This is a genomic window from Kribbella flavida DSM 17836 (assembly GCF_000024345.1).
GTDB lineage: Bacteria > Actinomycetota > Actinomycetes > Propionibacteriales > Kribbellaceae > Kribbella > Kribbella flavida.
On sequence record NC_013729.1, the window covers coordinates 3,993,383 to 4,014,333 of the forward strand.

Sequence of the window (20,951 nt, forward strand, 5' to 3'; positions counted from 1 at the left end):
CGTCCCCGGCCGGGGGTCGGGGTTAGTGCTGGGCCCGCTCCACCTTGCTCTTCAAGGTCTCCGGGGTATCGACCGTAGCCCCCTCGTCCTGCAACCAGGCGTCAAGACTCGCCCGATCCTGCAACGACATCACCGCGACCACGTCACCGGGACCGGCCTCGGCGACCAGTGCCTTGGCCGCGTCCAGCTCGGTCGGGTACGACGGGACGTCGTCGACGCCGACCGAACTCGTTCCCTCCCGGAACACCGCGTCCAGCTCGGCCGAGGGCCGGCCGCGCAGGTAGGTGTCCTTGTGGCCGATCACCACCCGGTCGGCGCCTCGGGCACCGATCGCGCCCATCGCGCTGACCATCTCGTCGGACCGGTCGCCCGGCGAACCCAGCGCCAGCAGCAACCGCCCGCCGGGCCGGCGGACGCCGTTCATGATCTCCAGCAGCGCCTCGAGCCCGGCCTCGTTGTGCGCCAGGTCGATCACCACGGTGAAGTCGCGCAGCGAGTACATGTTCATCCGGCCGGGGTTGTTCTCGTTCGGCGAGAACGAGGTCAGGCCCTCGATCACCGCCGCGCGCGGCAGCCCCAGGCCGAGCGCCGCCGAGGCCGCGGCCAGCGCGTTCTCGACGTTGTAGTGGGACAGCCCGGACAGCGTCATCGGGATGTCGACCACCTTGACCAGCGGCTCGGCGTCGCTGGCGTTGTCCAGCACGGTGACGAACCCGTCCAGCACCGTGGTCGCCCGGCCGCCCTCGTCCAGCACCGTCCGGATCGACGGCGAGTCGGGGTCGCGGGAGAACACCCAGCTCTTGGCCGGTGAGCCCAGCCGCATCGCGAACGTCCGCGGGTCGTCGCCGTTCACCACGCACCAGCCCCGCGGCCGGGTGATCTTGGTGATCACCGCCTTCACCTCGGCCAGCTGGTCGACGGTGTCGATGCCGCCCAGGCCGAGGTGGTCCGCGGAGACGTTGGTGACCACCGAGACGTCGTTGGTGGCTACCCCGATACCGCGCCGCAGGATGCCGCCGCGGGCGGTCTCGGTGACGGCCAGCTGGATGCCCGGCTGGGACAGCACCCGGCCGGCGCCGCTCGGGCCGGAGAAGTCGCCGTACTCGACCAGCTCGCCGTCGAAGTACACGCCGTCGGTGCTGGACCAGCCGACGTGCAGGCCGGCCGCGCGGCCGATGTGGGCGATCATCCGCGACGTCGTCGTCTTGCCGTTGGTGCCGGTCACCGCGACCACCGGGACCTTGGGCCGCAGGGTCGGCGGCGGGTCGCCGGCCGGCTCGGTGCGGACCCGCTCACCGACCGCCGCGACCAGCGCGGTCAGCTGCTCGGGGTCGGTGCCGAAGGCGTCGATCACGTCGACGATCGCCTGGCCCAGCGCCCGGGCGCGCTGCTCGTGCGCCCACGGGAACGCGATCACCAGCCGGTGCACGTCGGTCTCGGGCCGGACCCGGACACCGATCCGGCCGATGCCGGCCTCCCGGGCGATGCGCCGGACGACGTGCCCGGCGACCCGGATCGCGAACCGCTGCCGGAAGCCGGACCCGATCCGGCCCGGCCGGGTGGCGCCGAGGCCGAGCGCCGACGCGTACGCCTTCGCGGTCGGTGCCGGGGCGTCGATCAGCGCGGTCAGGTCCAGCGTGAGCTTGACCGCCGCGCGGCTGAAGTAGAGGTTGGCGCCGTCGAGGACGCGAAGCTCCACCAGGGACGTGGCCACTAGGCACCCATCGCGTGGTAGCCGCCGTCGACGTGCACGATCTCGCCGGTGGTGGCCGGGAAGAAGTCGCTGAGCAGCCCGACGATCGTCCTGCCGGTCGGCGCCAGGTCGGACGGGTCCCAGCCCAGCGGGGCCCGGTCCAGCCACGGCTCCTCGAACTTCTCGAACCCCGGGATCGCCTTGGCGGCCAGCGTCTTCAGCGGCCCGGCCGAGACCAGGTTGCAGCGGATCCCCTGCGGGCCGAGGTCACGCGCCAGGTAGCGCGAGGTGGACTCCAGCGCGGCCTTGGCCACCCCCATCCAGTCGTAGCCCGGCCACGCCACGGTGGCGTCGAAGGTGAGCCCGACGATGCTGCCGCCGCGGCTCATCAGCGGCGCGCAGGTCACCGCCAGCGCCTTGAGGCTGTACGCCGAGACGTGCACCGCGCGGGACACGTCGTCCCACGGGCCGTCCAGGAACTTGCCGCCGAGAATCGTCTCCGGGTTCCCGTACGCGATGGAGTGCACGACGCCGTCCAGGCCGTCCACGTGCTCGCGGATCCGGTCCGGCAGAGCGGCCAGGTGCTCGGCGTCGGTCACGTCGAGCTCGAGCACCGGCGGTTCCTGCGGCAGGCGTTTCGCGATCCGCCGGGTGATGCTCAGCGCGCGGCCGAAGTTCGAGATCAGCACGGTCGCGCCCTGTTCCTGCGCGACCTTGGCGGTGGCGAAACCGATCGAGGAGTCGAGCGTGACTCCGGCGACGAGGATCCGCTTGCCGTCGAGGATGCCCACCGGCGTCCCTTTCTGGATGACTGGTCGGGGGTGAGAAGTGGTCAGTGGCCCATGCCGATGCCGCCGTCGACCGGGATCACCGCACCGGTGATGTAGCCGGCCTCCTCGGAGGCGATCCAGCGCACCGCGTGGGCGATCTCGTCGGTCGAGCCGAACCGGCCGAGCGGGATCTGGCCCAGGTACTGCTTCTGGGTCTCCTCCGGCAGCACCGCGGTCATGTCGGTCTCGACGAAGCCCGGCGCGACGACGTTCGCGGTGATGCCGCGGCTGCCCAGCTCGCGCGCCATCGACCGGGCCATGCCGATCAGGCCGGACTTGCTGGCCGCGTAGTTCACCTGGCCGGGCGAGCCGAGCAGGCCGACCACCGAGGAGATGAACACGATCCGGCCCTTGCGCAGCCGCAGCATGCCCTTGGCGGCCCGCTTGGCGACCCGGAAGGAGCCGGTCAGGTTGGTGTCGATGACCGCGTCCCAGTCCTCGTCGGACATCCGCAGCAGCAGCGTGTCGCGGGTGATGCCGGCGTTGGCGACCAGCACCTCGACCGGGCCGTGCTCGGCCTGGATCGTCTCGAACGCGGCCTCCACCTGCTCGGCGTCGGTGACGTCGCACTTCACGCCCAGGAAGCCCTCCGGCGGCTCCCCGCTGCGGTAGGTGACGGCGACCTGGTCGCCGGCCGCCTTGAAGGCGCTCGCGATCGAGTAGCCGATCCCTCGGTTGCCGCCGGTGACGAGTACCGATCTAGCCACGAACACATCTCCTCACTAGGTGAACCGCACGCTGCGGCACGAACGCTATCGCCCGGTCCGGGACCGGCGGCGTACGGGTCAGGAGTCCTCGAGCCGGAAACCGACCTTGAGGCCGACCTGGTAGTGGTCGATGCGGTTGTCGACGATGTGGCCGCGGATCTGGGTCACCTCGAACCAGTCGAGGTGGCGCAGCGTCTCCCCGGCCCGGCCGATCGCGTTCTGGATCGCCTGGTCGACGCCGTCCTTGGACGTGCCGACGATCTCGGTCACCCGGTAGGTCCGATCTGTCATCGCGTTCTCCCTCGCTGCCGGCCGCGTTGGAACTGCGGCGTACCGTGGTCTGTGGTGAGGAGAATAGATGCCCCGACGACGTGAACCGGCCGACGCGACGGTGATCTCGGTGACGAGTGCCCAACCCGGCCGCTCGGTGGACCTGGAGAGCCGGATCGCCCGCTATGCCTGGATGATGTCGCTGCGCATCGTCTGCTTCGTGCTGGCGGTGCTGACGCCGTCGCCGTGGCGGTGGATGTTCCTCGTCGGCGCGGTCTTCCTGCCGTCGGTGGCGGTGGTGCTGGCCAACGCGCACCAGGGCCGCAAACTGGCCGGCGCCGAGGCCTACGAGCCGCCGCCGCGGCCCGAGCTGGACCCCCGGCCGGGCATCGTCGTATCGGGTGATTACCAGCCCGGTCAGGGACAACGCGGCGACACCGAAAAGTGATCCGCGTCGGGACTGGATTCTCACGAGTGATTCGTGTCAGAATCTCCCGCGTGCTCTGAAGTTCACTGTTGGAATTCAGGGACTTGATGCGGCGTCGGACGGCTCCCCCCGTGGCTGTCCGACGTCGCTTCATTTTGCCCACGCTTTTGATTATTGAGTGGTCAGGAACAATTGCCGGGTGACCACCACGACCGGTTCCAGGAGATCTCGGCGATGAGCGAACAAGTACTGGCGTCCGTCTGCTCTGCCAAGGGATGCGGCGCTTCGGCCCGCTGGGCCCTGCTGTGGAACAACCCCAAGATCCACACCCCCGACCGGCGCAAGACATGGCTGGCGTGCGATCAGCACAAGCAGTCGTTGAGCGACTTCCTCGGGGCCCGGTCATTCCTGCGAGAGGTCGAGCCTTTCACCGGTGAGAACAACAGCGACGAACATCACGGGTGAAAAAGTAAATTTCCGGTTCAGATTTCGCCGACCCGGATTGGCAGCCGCGCCCTAGCCGCCGATCGCGGACATCGGCCGGACCGGCTGCAGGAACGACGGATCCGCGATCCCGTGACCGGGCAGTTTGCCGCGCATTGCCGTTCGCCACGCCGCGGCCAGTTCGTCGTCGTCGGCGCCGGCCCGCAACGCGGTCCGCAGGTCCGACTCCTTGCGGGCGAACAAGCAGTCGCGGACCTGCCCGTCGGCGGTCAGCCGGACCCGGTCGCAGTCGCCGCAGAACGGGCGGGTGACGCTGGCGATGATGCCCACGGTCGCCGGTCCGCCGTTGACCGTGAACGACTCGGCCGGCGCGCTGCCCCGGGTCGCCGCGTCGGTCGGCGTCAGCGTGAACTGCTCGCTCAGCCGGGCGAGGATCTCGTCGGCGGTGATCATCGTCGACCGGTCCCAGCCGTGCTGGGCGTCCAGTGGCATCTGCTCGATGAACCGCAGCTCGTAGTCGTGGTCCAGGCAGTACTGCAGCAGCTCGGGGGCGTGCTCGTCGTTCACCCCCCGCATCAGCACCGCGTTGACCTTCACCGGCGCCATGCCGGCCGCGTGCGCCGCCGCCAGCCCGGCCAGTACGTCGTTCAGCCGGTCCCGGCGGGTCAGCTGCTGGAACGTGTCCTGCCGGATGGTGTCGAGACTGACGTTGACCCGGTCCAGGCCGGCCGCGCGCAGCGCCTCGGCCTGCCGGGCCAGACCGATGCCGTTGGTGGTCAGAGACACCTGAGGCCGCGGCTGGAGGCTGGTGGTCCGCTCGACGATGCCAACCAGACCGCGCCGCAGCAGTGGCTCACCGCCGGTGAAGCGGATCTCGTCGACGCCGAGCCGGGTGACCGCCACCGAGACCAGCCGGACGATTTCGTCGTCGGTCAGCAGCTCGGGTTTGGCGAGCCAGTCGAGGCCCTCCTCGGGCATGCAGTAGGTGCAGCGCAGGTTGCAGCGGTCCGTCAGGGAGACCCTGAGGTCCGTCGCGACCCGGCCGTAGTTGTCGGCCAGACCTGACTGCGGGGTTGTCGTCACGCCTCCAGCGTACGGTGCGGCGGGTGGCGGCGCTGGTGTGTTCCAGGTCATGGCCTAAGTTCGAGGGGTGCGTCGTTTGATGAATCCCCGCTGGATCGGCACCGCGCTGGTGATCCTGGTTCTCTCCGGCGCCTGCGTTCAGCTCGGCCGCTGGCAGTTCCACCGCCTCGACGAGCGCAAGGACCGCAACGACGTCACCCGGACGAACCTGGCCGCCGCCCCGGCGCCGCTGACCGAGATCGTCGGGCCCGATCACGTGGTCGGCCGGCAGCACGACTGGCGGACGGCGGTCGTGTCCGGACGCTACGACGCCGCCAAGCAGGTCGTCGTCCGGTACCGCAACGTCAGGGACCGGCCCGGTTTCGAGATCGTGACGCCGCTGGTGCTGCCCGACGGGACCGCCCTCCTGGTCAACCGCGGCTTCCTGGCCCGCCAGGGTTCCGAGCTCGCGCCGGCCACCATCCCGCCGGTGCCGGCCGGGGAGGTCACCGTCACCGGCCGGCTGCGGCGCAGCGAGCAGGGCGGAAGCACCAGCGGCGGGACTCCGGTCGACGGCACCGCACGCCTCATCAGCGGGCCCGGGTACGCCGCCGCACTCGGCCTGAAGCTCTACGACGGCTACCTCGCAGTCGAGCAGCAGCAGCCGGCCGCGGATCCTGCCTTCGCCACGTTGCCCGGCCCGGAGGTCGACGACGGGCCGCACTTCTTCTACGGGCTGCAGTGGTTCTTCTTCGCCCTGCTCGCGATCGGCGGCCTGGTCTACTTCTCGCGCCAGGACGTCCAGCGCGACGACGCCCCGGCCGACGCCACACCGAATGGCTCGCCGGACCGTACGCCGGACTCCGAACCGGTGCCGGCCGGGACCACGGCCGATCGCGAGCAGGACAACGGCGTACCGCCTGCGCCCTGAGGTTGCCGATCGCAACCGAGTGTCAACGGGTCGTCGGCGTGTCGGGCGCTGCGGCGCCCCGGACGGACTGATCGGTCTCGAAACCCCCGTAACCGGGCGAGACGGTGGTCCACGAGCTGAGACACGGGGCACCTGCGGCCAGGTGGCCGCCAGCAGGACCGGGCGGAGTACGGCAGGATGGACGCCGTGGACCTCGGACTTCGCGATCGCACCTACATCGTCACCGGCGCCAGCGGTGGGCTCGGACTGGCCACCGCGCGGGTTCTCGCCGCCGAAGGCGCCCGGCTGGTGATCTCCAGCCGCAACGAGCAGGCGATCACGCGGGCCGCCGACGAACTGGGCGACCAGGTCGTCGGCATCCCGGTCGACAACGCCGACCCGGAGAGCGCCGAGCGGCTGGCCGCCACGGCCATCGCCAAGTGGGGCGTGCTGCACGGCGCGCTGATCAGCGTCGGCGGACCGCCGGCGGGCACCGCGCTGGACACCGAAGAGGACGACTGGCGGGCCGCGTTCGACAGCGTCTTTCTCGGCGGTCTGCGGATCGCCCGCTCGGTCGCCCGGGCCGGCGCCGACGGCACCTCGATCGCGTTCGTGCTGTCCTCGTCGGTGCGCTCGCCGATTCCCGGGCTGGCGATCTCCAACGGCCTGCGGCCCGGCCTGGCGATGGTCGCCAAGACCCTCGCCGACGAGCTCGGCCCGAACGGCGTGCGCGTCAACGGCCTGCTGCCGGGCAAGATCGCCACCGACCGGGTCCGCGAGCTGGACTCCAAGGGGGGCGACCCGGAGGTCGCCCGCCGGTCGGCGGAGAAGACGATCCCGCTGCGCCGCTACGGCAATCCCGAGGAGTTCGGCCGGGTGGCGGCGTTCGTGCTGTCGCCGGCCGCGTCGTACCTGACCGGTGTGATGATTCCGGTCGACGGCGGGGCGCTGCGCACAATCTGAGCTGGTTGCGCGGGGCTTTCGCGGGTACCTCCGTGGTCGGGGCGGGCGGAGGGAGCGACAGTGGGCGCTGGACGGAACGAGCGAGGTGCTGCCGGCACTTTCTTGCTGATGGCTGTCGTACTGGCCTTGGCGGCTGTGGTCGCGGTGGTCAACATCGGCCAGCCTGATGACGAAGCCCTCGATCAAGTCCAACTGGGTCGAGCGACACCGCGGACGAATGACGTCGCGGACGCTGCTCGGCAGTCCCTGCTCAGCTACTGGGCCCGGGAGCTGCCGGCCGTCTACCAGCAGGACTTCGAGGCGCTGGCCGGTGGGTTCCAGCCGAAAACACCCGACAGCCCGGCGTTCAGCTGTGGCGGTCAGACCCAGACGTACGAGGATCTGCGCGGCAACGCCTTCTACTGCGGTGGCTCCGACGACTACATCGCCTGGGACGCCGCCACCCTGTTTCCCCAGCTGTCCGAGCGGTACGGCGGCATCGCCCCCGCGATCGTGCTCGCCCACGAGGTCGGCCACGCCGTCCAGGCCCGCGCCGGCATCGACGCGCCGTCGGTGGTGCAGGAACTGCAGGCCGACTGCTTCGCCGGTTCCTGGACGCGCTTCGCCGAGACGTCGACCGAGGACCCGGTCTCGCTGAGCGACGGCGCCTTGGACAGCGCGGTCGCGACCGTGCTGACGCTGCGAGACCAGCCTGGCCGTGCGGCCACCGCTCCGCAGGCTCACGGTCTGGGCTTCGACCGGGTCAACGCCTTCCAGACCGGCTACGAGCAGGGCGCCGGTCGCTGCGCCAAGCTGCCGACCGAGGGCGTGGTCACCACCGAACTGCCGTTCCGTACGCAGGCGGAGGCGGAGACCGGCGGCGACCTGCCGTTCGAGCAGGCGGTCCAGGTGCTGACCGACAGCCTGGACTCGTACTGGACGGCGGTGCTGCCACGGCTCGCCGACGGCGGGACCTTCCAGCCGCCGACGGTCAGGCCGGCCGACAGCACCGACGTACCCGAGTGCCCCAGCGGGCAAGACCCCACCGGACTCGCCGCCGACTACTGCCCGGCCAGTACGACGATCGACTGGAGCGTGCCGCGGCTGCTGTCCGTGCACGAGCAGATCGGCGACCTCGGCACGGGCGCCGCTCTCGGTGACGCCTGGGCGGAAGCCGCTCAGAACCAGGCCGGCCTGGAAACCGCCGGGCAGCGCGCAGGTCTGCAGCGCGACTGCTTCACCGGCGCCTGGATCGCCTCCCTCGCGGGCGAGAACCTGGCTCGCTCGCCGCTGTCGCCGGGCGATCTGGACGAAGCGCTGACCGCGATCGTCGCGGCCAGCTTCACCGACGACGCCCGCTCGATGGACCGCGGCGGCGCCTTCGCCCGGACCAGGTCCCTGCGCACCGGCCTGTTCGAGAACCTCTCCGGCTGCGTCTAGCGCGGGTGGGATCAGTCCTTCGGCCGGTCGCGGTCCTTGGACGGCTGCACCCGCTTGGGCTCCCCCGGCATCTTCGGGTACTCCGGCGGGTACGGCAGGTCGCCCTCGCCGTGGTCGCGCTCGTGCTTGGCCGACAGCTCCAGCAGGGACTCCAGCGAGAACGCCTGCGTCCCGACCGCGGCGTGCAGGTCGCCGACCTCGGCGAAGCGGGCCGGCATGGTCAGCACGTCGAAGTCGTCCGGTACGACGTCGTCGAGCTCCTCCCAGCGCAGCGGCGCCGACACCCGGGCGCGCGCGTTCGGCCGGACCGAGTACGCCGAGGCGATGGTCCGGTCCCGCGCCATCTGGTTGAAGTCGATGAAGACGCGTTCGCCGCGTTCTTCCTTCCACCAGTTCACCGTGACCTGCTCGGGCAGCCGGCGGGACAGCTCGCGGCCGACCGCGATCACCGCCCGCCGGGCCTCGACGAAGGTCCAGCGCGGCTCGATCGGCACGTACACGTGCAGGCCGCGGCCGCCGGACGTCTTCGGATAACCCTCCAGGCCGTGCTCGGCGAGCAGCTCGCGCAGCGCGGGCGCGACGGCAACCGCGCTCTTGAAGTCCGTGCCCGGCTGCGGGTCGAGGTCGATGCGCAACTGGTCGGGGTGGTCCAGCTCCGGCCGCCGGACCGGCCACGGGTGGAACGTCAGCGTGCCGAGGTTGACGGCCCAGGCGACCACCGCCAGCTCGGTCGGGCAGACCTCGTCGGCGGGCCGGCCGCTGGGGAAGGTGATGGTCGCGGTCTCCACCCAGTCGGGCGCGCCCTTGGCGACCCGCTTCTGGTAGAACGCGTCGCCCTTGTTGTCCATCCGGGTGGACAACTTCGCACCTTCGAACCAGCCGCCGGGCCAGCGCTCCAGCGTGGTCGGCCGGTCCCGGAGCGCGCCGAGAATGCCGTCGCCGACCGCGACGAAGTAGTTCACGATGTCCAGCTTGGTCAGCCCGCGGTCCGCGAAGTACGGCTTGTCCGGGTTGCTCACCCGGACCGTGCGTCCCGCGATCTCCAGCTCGATTGCCTTGGTCGCCGCCATGTCGTGGACGCTACCGCCCGGCACGGACCAAAACCGTGGTCAGCGCGCGGAAAGGCGAAGTTTTCGTGAGCTCTGGCCACCCTCGGTGACCGAGCGGTAACGTGCCTGCACCTCGTTCCTGGGGCGTGAGGCCCCCGGGAACACTCTTGAAGGAGCGCGAGGATGAACAGATCCGCCCTGTTCGCCGCTGCCACCGCACTGGCGACCGCCACCGCTCTCGGACTCGGAACCGGTACCGCCACCGGCGCCCCGCAGGCCGATCCCGCCCCGACCCCCGCCACCGCGGTCGCCCGGGCCAAGGCCGCGATCGGCCAGCACCTCGGCCCGCTGCGCGCCACCACGGCCGACACCTTCGCCGTCCGGGACGTGATCGTGGACCCCGACGGCACCAGCCACGTCCGGATGGACCGCAGCATCGGCGGCCTGAAGGTGCTCGGCGGCGACGTCGTCGTGCACCAGGCCAAGGACGGCGCCTGGAAGGACGTCAGCCTGACCCTGGACCGCACCGCGACCGTCGGTCGCACCCCGAAGATCTCGGTGGCCACCGCCACCGCCAAGGCGCTGGCCCGTGGCCACCGGGCCGAGGCCAGGCCGTCCCTGGTGATCGAGGCCCGCAAGGGCGCACCCCGGCTCGCCTACCTGGTCACCTCCGGCGGTACGCAGGCCGACGGGACCCCGAGCCACCTCACCACCACCGTGGACGCACTGACCGGCGCCAAGCTCGTCACCGAGCAGCACATCCACACCGCCACCGGCGACGGGCAGAGCCTTTACAGCGGCACGGTGCCGATCGACTCCACCCCCGCGACCGGCGGCTTCACGCTGACCGACCCGGCCCGTGGCAACGGCTTCACCGCCGACGCGAACAACAAGACGGACTCGATCCTGTGCCAGGTGTTCGGCTTCGGTTGCCCGACGCCCAGCCGGTTCACCGACGCGGACAACCACTGGGGCAGCGGGACGATGGCCGATCGCGCCACGGCCGCCGTCGACGCGCACTACGGCGCGGCCCAGACGTTCGACTACTTCAAGCTCAACCACGGCCGCAACGGCATCTTCAACGACGGCCGGGGCGTACCGAGCCGGGTGCACTACGGCACCAACTACGTGAACGCGTTCTGGGACGGCAAGCAGATGACCTACGGCGACGGCGACGGCGTGACGGCCGGGCCGCTGGTGTCGATCGACGTGGCCGGCCACGAGATGTCGCACGGCGTCACCACGGCGACCGCGAACCTCACGTACTCCGGGGAGTCCGGCGGCCTGAACGAGGCGACCAGCGACATCTTCGGCACGCTGGTGGAGTTCGCCGCGAACAACGCCCAGGACCCGGGCGACTACTACATCGGCGAGGAGATCATGAAGGACCGCCCCGCCCTGCGGTACATGGACAAGCCGAGCCGGGACGGCCAGTCCAAGGACTGCTGGTACGCCGGCATCGGCAACCTCGACGTGCACTACTCGTCCGGGGTCGCGAACCACTTCGCGTACCTGCTGGCCGAGGGCAGTGGTCCTCGTGACTTCGGCGGCCTGCCGCACGACTCGACCACCTGCAACGGCAGCACGCTGACCGGCATCGGCCAAGCCAAGCTCGGCAAGATCTGGTATCGCGCGCTGACCGCCTACATGACCACCAGCACCAACTACGCCCAGGCCCGGACCGCGACCCTGAACGCGGCCACCGACCTGTACGGCGCGACCAGTACCGAGCGGGCCGCGGTGGCCGCCGCCTGGTCGGCAGTGAGCGTCAACTGATCGCCGGCGACAACTGATCCGCAACACGGTCTTGATCAGCTGATCGTTGGACGTTCGCCGGTCCTGTCCCACTGGGGCGGACAGGACCGGCGAACGAGCACCCCACCGGCGCGGCGTGGATGGCCGCGCAGGATCACCCTCGCGTTCGGGCGGCGTACCAGGTGTTCATGTGCTGGACCTTGGCGCGGTCCGGTCCGGGTGTGAGAATCCGGCTCATGTCTGCCCAGATCCGATCACGGCGCCGCCTGGGCGCCCTCGTGGTCACCTCCGCTCTCGTCCTGCCGGGCGCGGTCGCCATCGCGGCGTCCTCGGCACAGGCCGCCTCGTCCACCGTGGTCATCACCGAGGTGTACGGCGGTGGCGGGAACACCGGCGCGCCGTACCAGAACGACTTCGTCGAGCTGACCAACAACAGCACCTCCCCGGTCGACCTGACCGGCTGGTCGATCCAGTACGCGTCGTCCGCGGGTGTCTCCTGGTCGAACAAGGTCGCCCTGACCGGGTCCATCGCGCCCGGCGGGGTCTACCTCGCCAGGCTGGCCGGCGGCACCACCGGCCAGCCGCTGCCGGAGGCCGACGTCGTCGGCGGCGTGAACATGTCCGCCAGCTCCGGCAAGGTCGCCCTGGTCACCTCGACCACCAGCCTGACCTGTACGACGGGCTGCGCGACCGCGAACGGCGTGGTCGACTTCGTCGGTTACGGCGGCGCCAACGACGCCGAGGGCTCCCCCGCGCCGGGCCCCTCGAACACCACCTCGGTGACCCGCAAGGTGCCGACCACCGACAGCGACAACAACGCGAGCGACTTCGCCGCGGTCAACCCGTCGCCGAAGACCCTCACCAGCACGCCGCCCGACCCGGACCCGGTGCCGGCGAAGATCCACGACATCCAGGGCGCCGCGCACCGGTCCCCGCTGAACGGCAAGCTGGTCGGCGACGTCACCGGCGTGGTCACCGCGAAGAGCGGCAACGGATTCTGGTTCCAGGACACCCAGCCGGACGCCGACCCGGCGACCAGCGAGGGCCTGTTCGTGTTCACCAGCTCGGCCCCGGCGGTCGCGGTCGGTGACGCCGTGAGCGTGCAGGGCACGGTCACCGAGTTCCGTCCCGGCGGCTCGGGCGGCACCGACAACCTGACCACGACCGAGCTGACGAACCCGAAGGTCACCGTCACCACGCCCGGTGGGGGCGCCGGCGCCGTCCCCGCTCCGACCATCGTCGGCCCGGGCGGCCGGGTACCTCCGTCGACCGTGATCGACGACGACTCCACCGGTGACGTGGAGACGACCGGCACCTTCCAGCCCGCCACCGACGGCATCGACTTCTGGGAGTCGCTGGAGGGCATGTGGCTCGGCATCGACCGGCCCGAGGTCACCGGCCCGATCAGCTCGTTCCGTGAACTGTCGGTCGTGCCGGCCGGTTCCGGCGTCCGGACGATCCGCGGCGGCATCGTGCTGCAGAAGACCGACAGCAACCCGGAGCGGGTTCTGCTGGACGACCTGCTGGCTCCCGTCCCCGACGCGAAGACCGGGGACACCCTCGTCGGCCCCGACAGCAGCACGGTGACCGGCGTTCTGGACTACGGTTTCGGCAACTTCAAGTTCCTCGTCACGCGGACCCCGACCGTGATCGACGGTGGCATCACGCGCGAGAGGACGGCTCCCTCCTCGGCGTTGCAGGTCTCGGTGGCGACGTTCAACGTGGAGAACCTGGACCCGTCCGACGGTCCCGCCAAGTTCGACGGGCTGGCCCAGGCGGTGGTGAAGAACCTCGCCTCACCCGACATCCTCGCCCTCGAGGAAGTGCAGGACAACGACGGCGCGACGAACTCGGGCAGCACCGGCGCGGACCTCACCCTGAACACCCTGGCGGCGGCGATCCGCGCGGCCGGCGGCCCGAAGTACGCCTGGCGGCAGATCGATCCGGTCGACGGCGAGGAGGGCGGTGAGCCGGGTGGCAACATCCGGGTCGCGTTCATGTACCGCACCGACCGGCCGGTGAAGTTCGTCGACCGGCCCGGCGGCGGCTCGACCACCGCGACCGCGGTCACCGCCGACAAGTTCGGCCGGCCGCACCTGAGCGCCTCCCCCGGCCGCGTCGACCCGGCCAACCCGGCCTGGGCGTCCGCCCGGGTGCCGTTGGCCGGCGAGTTCAGCTGGCACGGCCAGAGCCTGTTCGTGGTGGTCAACCACTTCAGCTCCAAGGGCGGCGACGACCCGCTCTGGGGCCGCACCCAGCCGCCGGTCCAGTCCTCGGCGGCGAAGCGGCACGAGCAGGCGCGGTCCGTGCGCGGGTTCGTCGACCAGATCCTGGCCAAGGACCGCGGCGCCAACGTGATCGTGCTCGGCGACATCAACGACTTCGAGTTCAGCACGACCACCGACATCCTGGTCGGCTCGGGCCGGACCACGCTGACCAGCCTGCCGCGCACGCTGCCGGCCAAGGAGCGGTACAGCTACGTGTTCGAGGGCAACAGCCAGATCCTCGACCAGATCCTGATCTCGCAGAACCTGCGGCTGGCGTCGTCGTACGACATCGTGCACATGAACGCGGAGTTCCCCGACCAGATCAGCGACCACGACCCGCAGGTGGTCCGGGTGGTGCCGCTGCCGTCGTGGTACCGGTGAGCACGCTCACGGCGACGGTTACGGGCCGGTGACGTCCGGCGGCCGGGCGGGGTTTCGCTTGCCCGGCCGCCGATAATGGGAAGGAGCCGGTTCCCCTGCGGATCCGGCTCCTTTCCCTGAGGAGGTACAGGCACGTGACCGACGGCACCAAGCAGTACGCGATCGAGAAGACCGACGAGCAGTGGCGGGCGCAGTTGTCCCCGGCGGAGTACCAGGTCCTGCGCAAGGCGGGCACCGAGCGGCCGTTCACCGGTGAGTACACCGACACCAAGACGGTCGGCGTGTACCGCTGCCGGGCCTGCGAGGCGGAGCTGTTCCGCAGCGAGACCAAGTTCGACTCGCACTGCGGCTGGCCGTCGTTCTTCGCCCCGCTGGCCGAGGACCGGGTCGAGTACATCGAGGACACCGCGCTCGGCATGAAGCGCGTCGAGGTCCGCTGCGCCAACTGCGGCTCCCACCTCGGCCACGTCTTCGAGGGCGAGGGCTACGGCACCCCGACCGACCTGCGCTACTGCATCAACTCCGTCAGCCTCACGCTCGACCCGGCCTGATCCCACCCCGGCTCGCCGCCGCACGCCGCGCTCCCCCATCTGAGGGGTTGACCCACCAAGTGCAGGGTTGGCCCCTCGGATTTCGGCGGGCCAACCCTGCAGCTGGCGGGTTAACCCCTGAAAGGGGCGGGGCCGGTACTGCGGCGCGCTGCGGGAGGTTGTGCGGGGCCCGGTACTGCGGCTGCTGCGGGAGGTTGTGCGGGGCGCGGCTCAGATCGGGGTGGCGAGGGCGACCGGGTTGTGGTCGGGGTCGAAGGCGTAGGCCTGGCGTTCGCCCCACGGCATGTTCGCCGGCTCCTGGACGATCTGGTAGCCGGCCTCGCGCAGGAGCTCCACCTGCGCCTCCACGTCGTCGACGTACACGAACAGCTCGAACCGCGGCGCGGTGCCGACGGTGATGCCGAGCTGTGCCTCGGGCCAGCTGGTGTCGGCCAGACCGAGCGACGATTCGCCGCGCTCCAGGCCGACGTAGTGCGGCTCACCCTCGAGCGGGAACTGGTAGACCACCTCGTAGCCGAGCAGGCCGTAGAAGGCGATCGACCGGCGCACGTTGCCGACGTACAGGACCGGGAACGCCTTGCGCTGCACCATCAGGACAGGTTGCCGACCAGCTCGCCGAGCTCGGTCCGCTTGCCGGTGTAGAACGGGACCTCCTCGCGCACGTGCCGTCGCGCGGTCGAGGCGCGCAGGTCGCGCATCAGGTCGACGATCCGGTGCAGCTCGTCGGCCTCGAAGGCCAGCATCCACTCGTAGTCGCCGAGCGCGAACGACGCGACCGTGTTGGCCCGGACGTCGGGGTAGCCGCGGGCCATCTTGCCGTGCTCGGCCAGCATGAACCGGCGCTGCTCGTCCGGCAGCAGGTACCACTCGTAGGACCGCACGAACGGGTACACGCAGACGTAGCCGCGGGCCTCCTCGTCGGCCAGGAACGCCGGGATGTGGCTCTTGTTGAACTCGGCCGGCCGGTGCAGCGCGAGCTGGGACCAGACCGGCGCCAGGTGCCGACCGAGCCTCGACCGGCGCAGCGCGTGGTACGCCGTCTGCAGCGCGTCCGAGGTCGGCGCGTGCCACCAGACCAGGAAGTCGGCGTCGGCGCGGAAGCCCTCCACGTCGTACCAGCCGCGGATCACCACGTCGTCGGCGGCGAGCTTGCCGACCAGGTCGGTCAGCTCGGCGGTCAGTTCCTCGCGGTCGGCGTCCCCGAGCGGCGACTCGACCTTGAAAACGGACCACATGGTGTACCGGATCACGGTGTTCAGCTCGCGGGCCTTGGGCTTGGCGGGCTGCGTGGTCTCGGCCTGATCGGCTGCTGGCGTCTCGGTCACGATCCCATTGTCGCCAATGCGTCCAGGTGGCTCCGCACCCGGGTGACCGCCCGGCCGGCCGAGGCCACGCACGCCGCGATCCCGACCCCCCGGTACGCCGCGCCGCAGACCGCCAGTCCGGGCTGCTCGGCGACCGCGGCCTCCACCCGGTCGATCCGGTCCAGGTGCCCGACGGCGTACTGCGGAAGCCCGCCACCCCACCGGGACACCAACGCGCCGACGACCGGTGCATCCAGGCCGATCGCGGTCTTCAGGTCGGCGGCCGCCAGAGCAACCAGTTCCTCGTCGGAGCGCTGCAGCACGTACTCCTCGCCGAGCCGCCCGACCGAGCAGCGCAGCACGGCAAGGTCTCCCCCGGCTTCCGCGGACCACTGCCACTTCGCGTGCGAGTACGTCGACGCCTTGATCGTGCGGCCTTCGACCGACGGCACGAGGAAGCCGGAGCCCGTCGTGCCGGCCGGCCAGTCGCTCTTGCGGACCGCGAGCGTGACGATCGCCATGCTTGCGTAGTCGATCGTCGCCAGCTCGGCGGACGCCGCCGGGACCAGCTGCGCCAGCATCCGCGCCGCGGGCGAGGCCGGCGTCGCGACGATCACCGCGTCGGCGTGGACAAGTTGTGGCGCCGGGACCGGACCGGTCTCCAGGACGTAGCGCCCGGCCGACGTACCGGACGCGTCGTCGGTGCCGCGGCTGATCCGGCGTACGGTCGTCGACCGGCGGATCTCGACGCCACGAGCGGTCAGGTCGGCCTCCAGCGCCTGGACGAGACGGTTGATGCCGCCGCGGATCCCGGCGAACACCGGAGAACCGTCCGCTGCCCGGCGCCGGCTGGTCGCCCGCAGCTCGGCGGTCGCGGCGAGCACGCTGGGGGCGGTCCGCAGTTTGGCGTAGAGCTCGGGCACGGCGGCCGCAAGCGAGATCTCGTCGGCCCGGCCCGCGTAGACGCCGCCGAGCAACGGGTCGATCAGCTTGTCGGTCACGGCCGGTCCCATGCGGTCGGCAACGAACCGCCCGATCGCCACGTCCTCGGTGAGCGCGGGCTCGGGCAACTCGGCCTCCCGGGCGACGCGCGCGGCGGCCTGCTCCCCCAGCACGTCGACCGTCGCCGCCGGGTCGACCGGCACGCCCATCACCGTCGGCGGAATCGGCAGGATCCGGTTGCCGATCCACAACCCAGCGGAGGTCGTCGCCGGGTGCACCACGTCGTTCCCCAGGCCGACGGCCCGGATCAGGTCCACCGCCTCCGGCCTGCGGGCCAGCACGGACTCGGCGCCCAGGTCGACCGGCACGCCTTCGAGCACGTCCCCGGCCAGCTTCCCGCCCAGCCGAGTCGCTCCTTCCAGCACGATCACCCGCGGCGTACGCCGCGGAGAGGACGAGTCCGCCCCCGGCGCGTCTCCCGCGACCAGCGCGTGCGCCGCCGCCAGCCCGCTGATCCCTCCACCGACAACAACCACCGTCCGTGCGTTCACCGCTCCATCTTCACCCAGCTTGGACGCCCACCACTCACCAACCACCCGTTCGGTCGCCAGTCACACTTTCGCTGAGCGTGCCGTCGCCGGCGAAGCGGAGCTTGGTGAGTGCTGCGGGTTCGCTCCCGGAGCTGCTGCGCTTAAGGATCAGCTACCGCGTGGACTTGGCGTGCACGGCCTGGACGATCTTGTGCAAGACCTCCGGGTCGGCGTTCGGGGGGACGCCGTGGCCGAGGTTGAAGATGTGGCCGGGAGCGGACCGCCCCTCGGTGAGAATGCGGTCGAGCTGGGGCTCGATCGCCTCCCAGCCGGCGAAGAGCAGCGCCGGGTCGAGGTTGCCCTGGACCGGCTTCGGGCTGCCGCCGGCGGCGGTGATGCGGCGCACGGCCTCGTCGAGCGGGACACGCCAGTCGACCCCGACCACGTCCGCGCCGGCCTCGCTCATCAGGCCGAGCAGCTCGCCGGTGTTCACCCCGAAGTGCAGCCGCGGTACGCCGTACTGCTCCAGCGCCCCGAAGACCTTCGCCGAGTGCGGCTGCACGAACTCCGCGTAGTCCCGCGGCGACAACGCGCCCGCCCACGAGTCGAACAGCTGGATCGCCGACGCGCCCGCCTCGATCTGCACCGACAGGTAGGCGATCGCCACGTCGGCCAGCCGGTCGGCCAGCGCGTGCCACAGCTTCGGGTCGGCGTGCATCAGCGACTTCGTCTTCGCGTGGTCCTTGCTCGGCCCGCCCTCGACCAGGTACGACGCGACCGTGAACGGCGCGCCCGCGAACCCGATCAGCGGCGTGCCTCCCAGCTCACCGACCAGCTGCCGTACCGAGTCGGTCACGTACGCCACGTCCGCCGGCGTCACCGGTCGCACCGCGGCCAGGTCCGCGGCCGTGCGCACCGGCGCCGCGACCACCGGGCCGACGCCGGGCTGGATCTCCAGGTCGACGCCGACCGCCTTCAACGGCAGCACGATGTCGGAGAAGAAGATCGCCGCGTCGACGCCGTACCGGCGTACCGGCTGCAGGGTGATCTCCACGACGAGGTCGGGACGCATGCACGACTCGAGCATCGTGGTGCCCTCCCGCAGCGCCCGGTACTCCGGCAACGACCGGCCCGCCTGGCGCATGAACCACACCGGAGTGTGCGGCCCGGGTTCGCCCCGGGCGGCGAGCAGAAAGGCGGAGCGGCTCAGCGGGTTCTCGGGGCGGTCGGCAACGGTCGGTGAGGGGACTGAAGGGGTCACAGGCACGTCATCGATGATCCCATGCCCGCACCGCTCATCGGCGCGTCGTCACCGGCACCGGTGACAGATCAGTCGTAGGCTGCGATGCATGGGTGCCCGCAAGCAGGTCGACGCGCCACCCGCGGAGTTCGCCGAGGCCCTGACGCAACTGCGTGAGGCCCGGTTCCGGCCCGAGGTCTTCGTCGAGGAGATGCCCGCGCCGCAGCGGATCGCTCCGCACGCGGCCGCGGTCAGCGCCGACGTGACGGTCGACGGTGACGATGTCGCCACCGGCCGTCTGGTCGTCCTCTACGACCCGGACGGGAACGACGCCTGGCAGTCGACCTTCCGCTGTGTCGCGTACGTGCGCGCCGCCGTCGAGCCGGAGATGGTGACGGACGCGCTGCTCGGTGGCGTGGGCTGGACCTGGCTGATGGAGGCGCTGGCCGACCGGGGTGCCGATTTCCTGGCCCCGAGCGGTACCGTGACCAGGGTGGTGTCGGAAAGTTTCGGCGGAATGGCCGACGACGAGGCGACCGCGGAGATCGAGATCCGCGCCTCCTGGAGCCCGGTCCCGGGCCCGGACGGCGGGATCGACGTGACGCGGCACGCCGAGGCGTGGGGCGAGGTGCTGTGCACCGCGGCCGGGCTGCCGCCGGTGCCGCCGGGCGTGGTCGCGATGCCCACCCGCCGTGGTCAGCGGGGCCGATGAGCCCGGCCGAGACCCAGCAGCCGCAGCCGCCCGTCCCGGACGACCCGACCGAGAACCTGCCACTGCTCGAGCTCCGCGACGGGCTCTCCGACGTCGTCGACACCGACGCCGCGCTGCGTGACGTCGTCGAGGCGTTCGGTCACGGCACCGGGCCGGTCGCCGTCGACGCCGAGCGCGCCTCGGGGTACCGCTACTCGCACCGCGCCTACCTGGTCCAGCTGCGCCGCGAGGGTGCCGGGTCCGCGCTGGTCGACCCGATCCCGTTCGGCGACCTGTCCGTGCTCGGTGACGCGATCATCGACGCCGAGTGGATCATTCACGCCGCGAACCAGGACCTGGCCTGCCTGGCCGAGGTCGGCATGGTGCCGCGCCAGGTGTTCGACACCGAGCTGGCCGGCCGCCTGCTCGGCTACCCCAAGGTCGGCCTGGCGTCACTGGTCAGCGAGGTGCTCGGCTACCGGATGCGCAAGGAGCACTCGGCCGCCGACTGGTCGACCCGTCCGCTGCCCGGGCCCTGGCTGGTGTACGCCGCGCTCGACGTCGAGATGCTGATCGAGCTGCGCGACGCGATCGAGCAGGAGCTGCGCCGCGAGGGCAAGTGGGAGTGGGCCCAGCAGGAGTTCGCCGCGATCCTGTCCGCGCCGCCGCGCGAGCCGAAACCCGACCCGTGGCGCCGGACCTCCGGCATGCACCGGGTCCGCAACCGCCGCAGCCTGGCCGTCGTCCGGGCGCTGTGGGAGGCCCGCGACCAGATCGCCGCGGCCGCCGACATCTCGCCGGGCCGGATCCTGCCGGACGCCGCGATCGTCGAGGCCGCGGCCGCGATGCCCGCCGACCGGGAGACCCTGCAGCGGCTCACGGCGTTCAAGGGCCGTGGCGCGCACCGGCACATGCGTACCTGGTGGGAGGCGATCGACCACGCTCGCCGGCTGCCCGACTCCGAGCTGCCCAAGCAAGGCCCCCGGTACGACGGTCCGCCGCCGGCCCGGGCCTGGGCCGAGCGGGACCCGGATGCCGCGGCTCGGCTGTCGGCCGCGCGCGCCGCGGTCGGCGAGATCGCCGAGGCGCACCGGCTGCCGACCGAGAACCTGCTCTCCCCCGACACCATCCGCCGGTTGGCCTGGACGCCGCCGGCCGAGTCGACCGTCGAGGTCGTCAGCGCGTTCCTGCGCGAGCACGGTGCCCGCGAGTGGCAGATCGGCCTGACCGCCCAGGTCCTCACCGACGCCCTCACCGTCACCGCCCCCGCCAAACCCCTCGACTGACCCCCGCCGCCCACGCCCCTCCACTGGCTCCAACGCCCGCGCCGCCCCGCCGACCGCCCCACCCGGCCAACCATCGGGTTGCCGCCGACCGCGTTCAAGCGGAATGAGCCGGAACCGGCGGTCGAAACCCGGCGTCCCCGCCCCGACTCTCCTGGGTTAACCCACCGGACGCACGGTTGGCCCGCCAGATTCCGAAGGGCCAACCCTGCATCTGGTGGGTCAACCCGCCA

The 20,951-nt window shown here is 71.4% G+C and carries 20 protein-coding genes; 10 read left to right on the forward strand and 10 right to left on the reverse strand.

All coding sequences use genetic code 11. From position 1 onward, the window contains the following. Positions 1 to 22: 22 nt before the first annotated feature. The 4 genes from KFLA_RS18435 to KFLA_RS18450 form a co-directional block, all read right to left on the reverse strand. Entirely contained in the window at positions 23 to 1,714 is a 1,692-nt protein-coding gene (locus KFLA_RS18435) for a Mur ligase family protein (protein WP_012921323.1), read from the reverse strand. Further along, on the reverse strand, positions 1,714 to 2,484 hold the full coding sequence (fabI, locus tag KFLA_RS18440; RefSeq protein WP_012921324.1) for an enoyl-ACP reductase FabI: 771 nt from the start codon (positions 2,482 to 2,484) through the stop codon (positions 1,714 to 1,716). Before fabI ends, KFLA_RS18435 begins: the two co-directional genes overlap by 1 nt. 41 nt (positions 2,485 to 2,525) lie before the next feature. Next, positions 2,526 to 3,230, reverse strand: a complete 705-nt coding sequence (gene fabG / locus KFLA_RS18445) for a 3-oxoacyl-[acyl-carrier-protein] reductase (RefSeq protein WP_012921325.1) — start codon at positions 3,228 to 3,230, stop codon at positions 2,526 to 2,528. A 78-nt stretch (positions 3,231 to 3,308) separates the two neighbouring features. Beyond that, positions 3,309 to 3,521: a dodecin gene (locus tag KFLA_RS18450; RefSeq protein ID WP_012921326.1), complete on the reverse strand. Its 213-nt coding sequence runs from the start codon at positions 3,519 to 3,521 to the stop codon at positions 3,309 to 3,311. Positions 3,522 to 3,588: 67 nt separating this feature from the next. On the opposite strand from KFLA_RS18450, the gene KFLA_RS18455 reads away from it, so the two are divergent. Continuing rightward, a complete protein-coding gene (locus tag KFLA_RS18455) occupies positions 3,589 to 3,948 on the forward strand; it encodes a DUF3099 domain-containing protein (RefSeq protein ID WP_012921327.1) in 360 nt (119 codons plus the stop codon). A 153-nt stretch (positions 3,949 to 4,101) separates the two neighbouring features. Next, positions 4,102 to 4,392: a hypothetical protein gene (locus KFLA_RS18460; protein ID WP_337466337.1), complete on the forward strand. Its 291-nt coding sequence runs from the start codon at positions 4,102 to 4,104 to the stop codon at positions 4,390 to 4,392. Positions 4,393 to 4,443: 51 nt separating this feature from the next. On the opposite strand, the gene moaA is transcribed toward KFLA_RS18460, so the two are convergent. Then, positions 4,444 to 5,454: a GTP 3',8-cyclase MoaA gene (gene moaA, locus KFLA_RS18465; protein ID WP_012921329.1), complete on the reverse strand. Its 1,011-nt coding sequence runs from the start codon at positions 5,452 to 5,454 to the stop codon at positions 4,444 to 4,446. A gap of 67 nt (positions 5,455 to 5,521) precedes the next feature. Between moaA and KFLA_RS18470 the strand changes: the two genes are divergently transcribed. From KFLA_RS18470 to KFLA_RS18480, 3 genes are all read left to right on the forward strand, one after another. After that, on the forward strand, positions 5,522 to 6,364 hold the full coding sequence (locus KFLA_RS18470; protein WP_237706536.1) for an SURF1 family cytochrome oxidase biogenesis protein: 843 nt from the start codon (positions 5,522 to 5,524) through the stop codon (positions 6,362 to 6,364). Positions 6,365 to 6,541: 177 nt separating this feature from the next. Further along, entirely contained in the window at positions 6,542 to 7,306 is a 765-nt protein-coding gene (locus KFLA_RS18475) for an SDR family oxidoreductase (protein ID WP_012921331.1), read from the forward strand. A 60-nt stretch (positions 7,307 to 7,366) separates the two neighbouring features. Then, positions 7,367 to 8,725: a neutral zinc metallopeptidase gene (locus KFLA_RS18480; RefSeq protein WP_012921332.1), complete on the forward strand. Its 1,359-nt coding sequence runs from the start codon at positions 7,367 to 7,369 to the stop codon at positions 8,723 to 8,725. Positions 8,726 to 8,736: 11 nt separating this feature from the next. Here KFLA_RS18480 and ligD read toward each other — a convergent pair whose 3' ends face one another. Next, the gene (gene ligD / locus KFLA_RS18485; protein WP_012921333.1) at positions 8,737 to 9,795 is read right to left on the reverse strand and encodes a non-homologous end-joining DNA ligase; all 1,059 of its coding nucleotides are present in this window, start codon (positions 9,793 to 9,795) and stop codon (positions 8,737 to 8,739) included. Between the two features lie 162 nt (positions 9,796 to 9,957). On the opposite strand from ligD, the gene KFLA_RS18490 reads away from it, so the two are divergent. The 3 genes from KFLA_RS18490 (at position 9,958) to msrB (ending at position 14,728) form a co-directional block, all read left to right on the forward strand. Next, positions 9,958 to 11,550 carry a M4 family metallopeptidase gene (locus tag KFLA_RS18490; protein ID WP_012921334.1) on the forward strand — a complete coding sequence of 531 codons (1,593 nt, stop codon included), beginning with the start codon at positions 9,958 to 9,960 and terminating at the stop codon, positions 11,548 to 11,550. Between the two features lie 215 nt (positions 11,551 to 11,765). Continuing rightward, a complete protein-coding gene (locus tag KFLA_RS18495) occupies positions 11,766 to 14,177 on the forward strand; it encodes a lamin tail domain-containing protein (RefSeq protein WP_012921335.1) in 2,412 nt (803 codons plus the stop codon). 134 nt (positions 14,178 to 14,311) lie between these two features. Further along, positions 14,312 to 14,728: a peptide-methionine (R)-S-oxide reductase MsrB gene (msrB, locus tag KFLA_RS18500; protein ID WP_012921336.1), complete on the forward strand. Its 417-nt coding sequence runs from the start codon at positions 14,312 to 14,314 to the stop codon at positions 14,726 to 14,728. A gap of 210 nt (positions 14,729 to 14,938) precedes the next feature. Here the strand turns inward: msrB and KFLA_RS18505 are convergent, their stop codons facing one another. The 4 genes from KFLA_RS18505 to hemE form a co-directional block, all read right to left on the reverse strand. Continuing rightward, positions 14,939 to 15,319 (reverse strand): VOC family protein, encoded by a 381-nt coding sequence (locus tag KFLA_RS18505; RefSeq protein ID WP_012921337.1) that lies wholly within the window; start codon positions 15,317 to 15,319, stop codon positions 14,939 to 14,941. Next, entirely contained in the window at positions 15,319 to 16,053 is a 735-nt protein-coding gene (hemQ, locus tag KFLA_RS18510; RefSeq protein ID WP_012921338.1) for a hydrogen peroxide-dependent heme synthase, read from the reverse strand. Before hemQ ends, KFLA_RS18505 begins: the two co-directional genes overlap by 1 nt. Continuing rightward, the gene (hemG, locus tag KFLA_RS18515) at positions 16,050 to 17,525 is read right to left on the reverse strand and encodes a protoporphyrinogen oxidase (protein WP_012921339.1); all 1,476 of its coding nucleotides are present in this window, start codon (positions 17,523 to 17,525) and stop codon (positions 16,050 to 16,052) included. The genes hemQ and hemG overlap by 4 nt, the downstream gene beginning before the upstream one ends. Before the next feature lie 151 nt (positions 17,526 to 17,676). Beyond that, positions 17,677 to 18,771, reverse strand: coding sequence for a uroporphyrinogen decarboxylase (gene hemE, locus KFLA_RS18520; RefSeq protein WP_012921340.1), 1,095 nt, complete (start codon positions 18,769 to 18,771; stop codon positions 17,677 to 17,679). An 82-nt stretch (positions 18,772 to 18,853) separates the two neighbouring features. Here hemE and KFLA_RS18525 point away from each other — a divergent pair, with 82 nt between their 5' ends. Together KFLA_RS18525 and KFLA_RS18530 are read left to right on the forward strand one after the other, a co-directional pair. Continuing rightward, positions 18,854 to 19,456, forward strand: a complete 603-nt coding sequence (locus KFLA_RS18525; RefSeq protein ID WP_012921341.1) for a DUF3000 domain-containing protein — start codon at positions 18,854 to 18,856, stop codon at positions 19,454 to 19,456. Then, a complete protein-coding gene (locus KFLA_RS18530; RefSeq protein ID WP_012921342.1) occupies positions 19,453 to 20,721 on the forward strand; it encodes an HRDC domain-containing protein in 1,269 nt (422 codons plus the stop codon). The genes KFLA_RS18525 and KFLA_RS18530 overlap by 4 nt, the downstream gene beginning before the upstream one ends. The last annotated feature ends 230 nt before the right edge of the window (positions 20,722 to 20,951 follow it).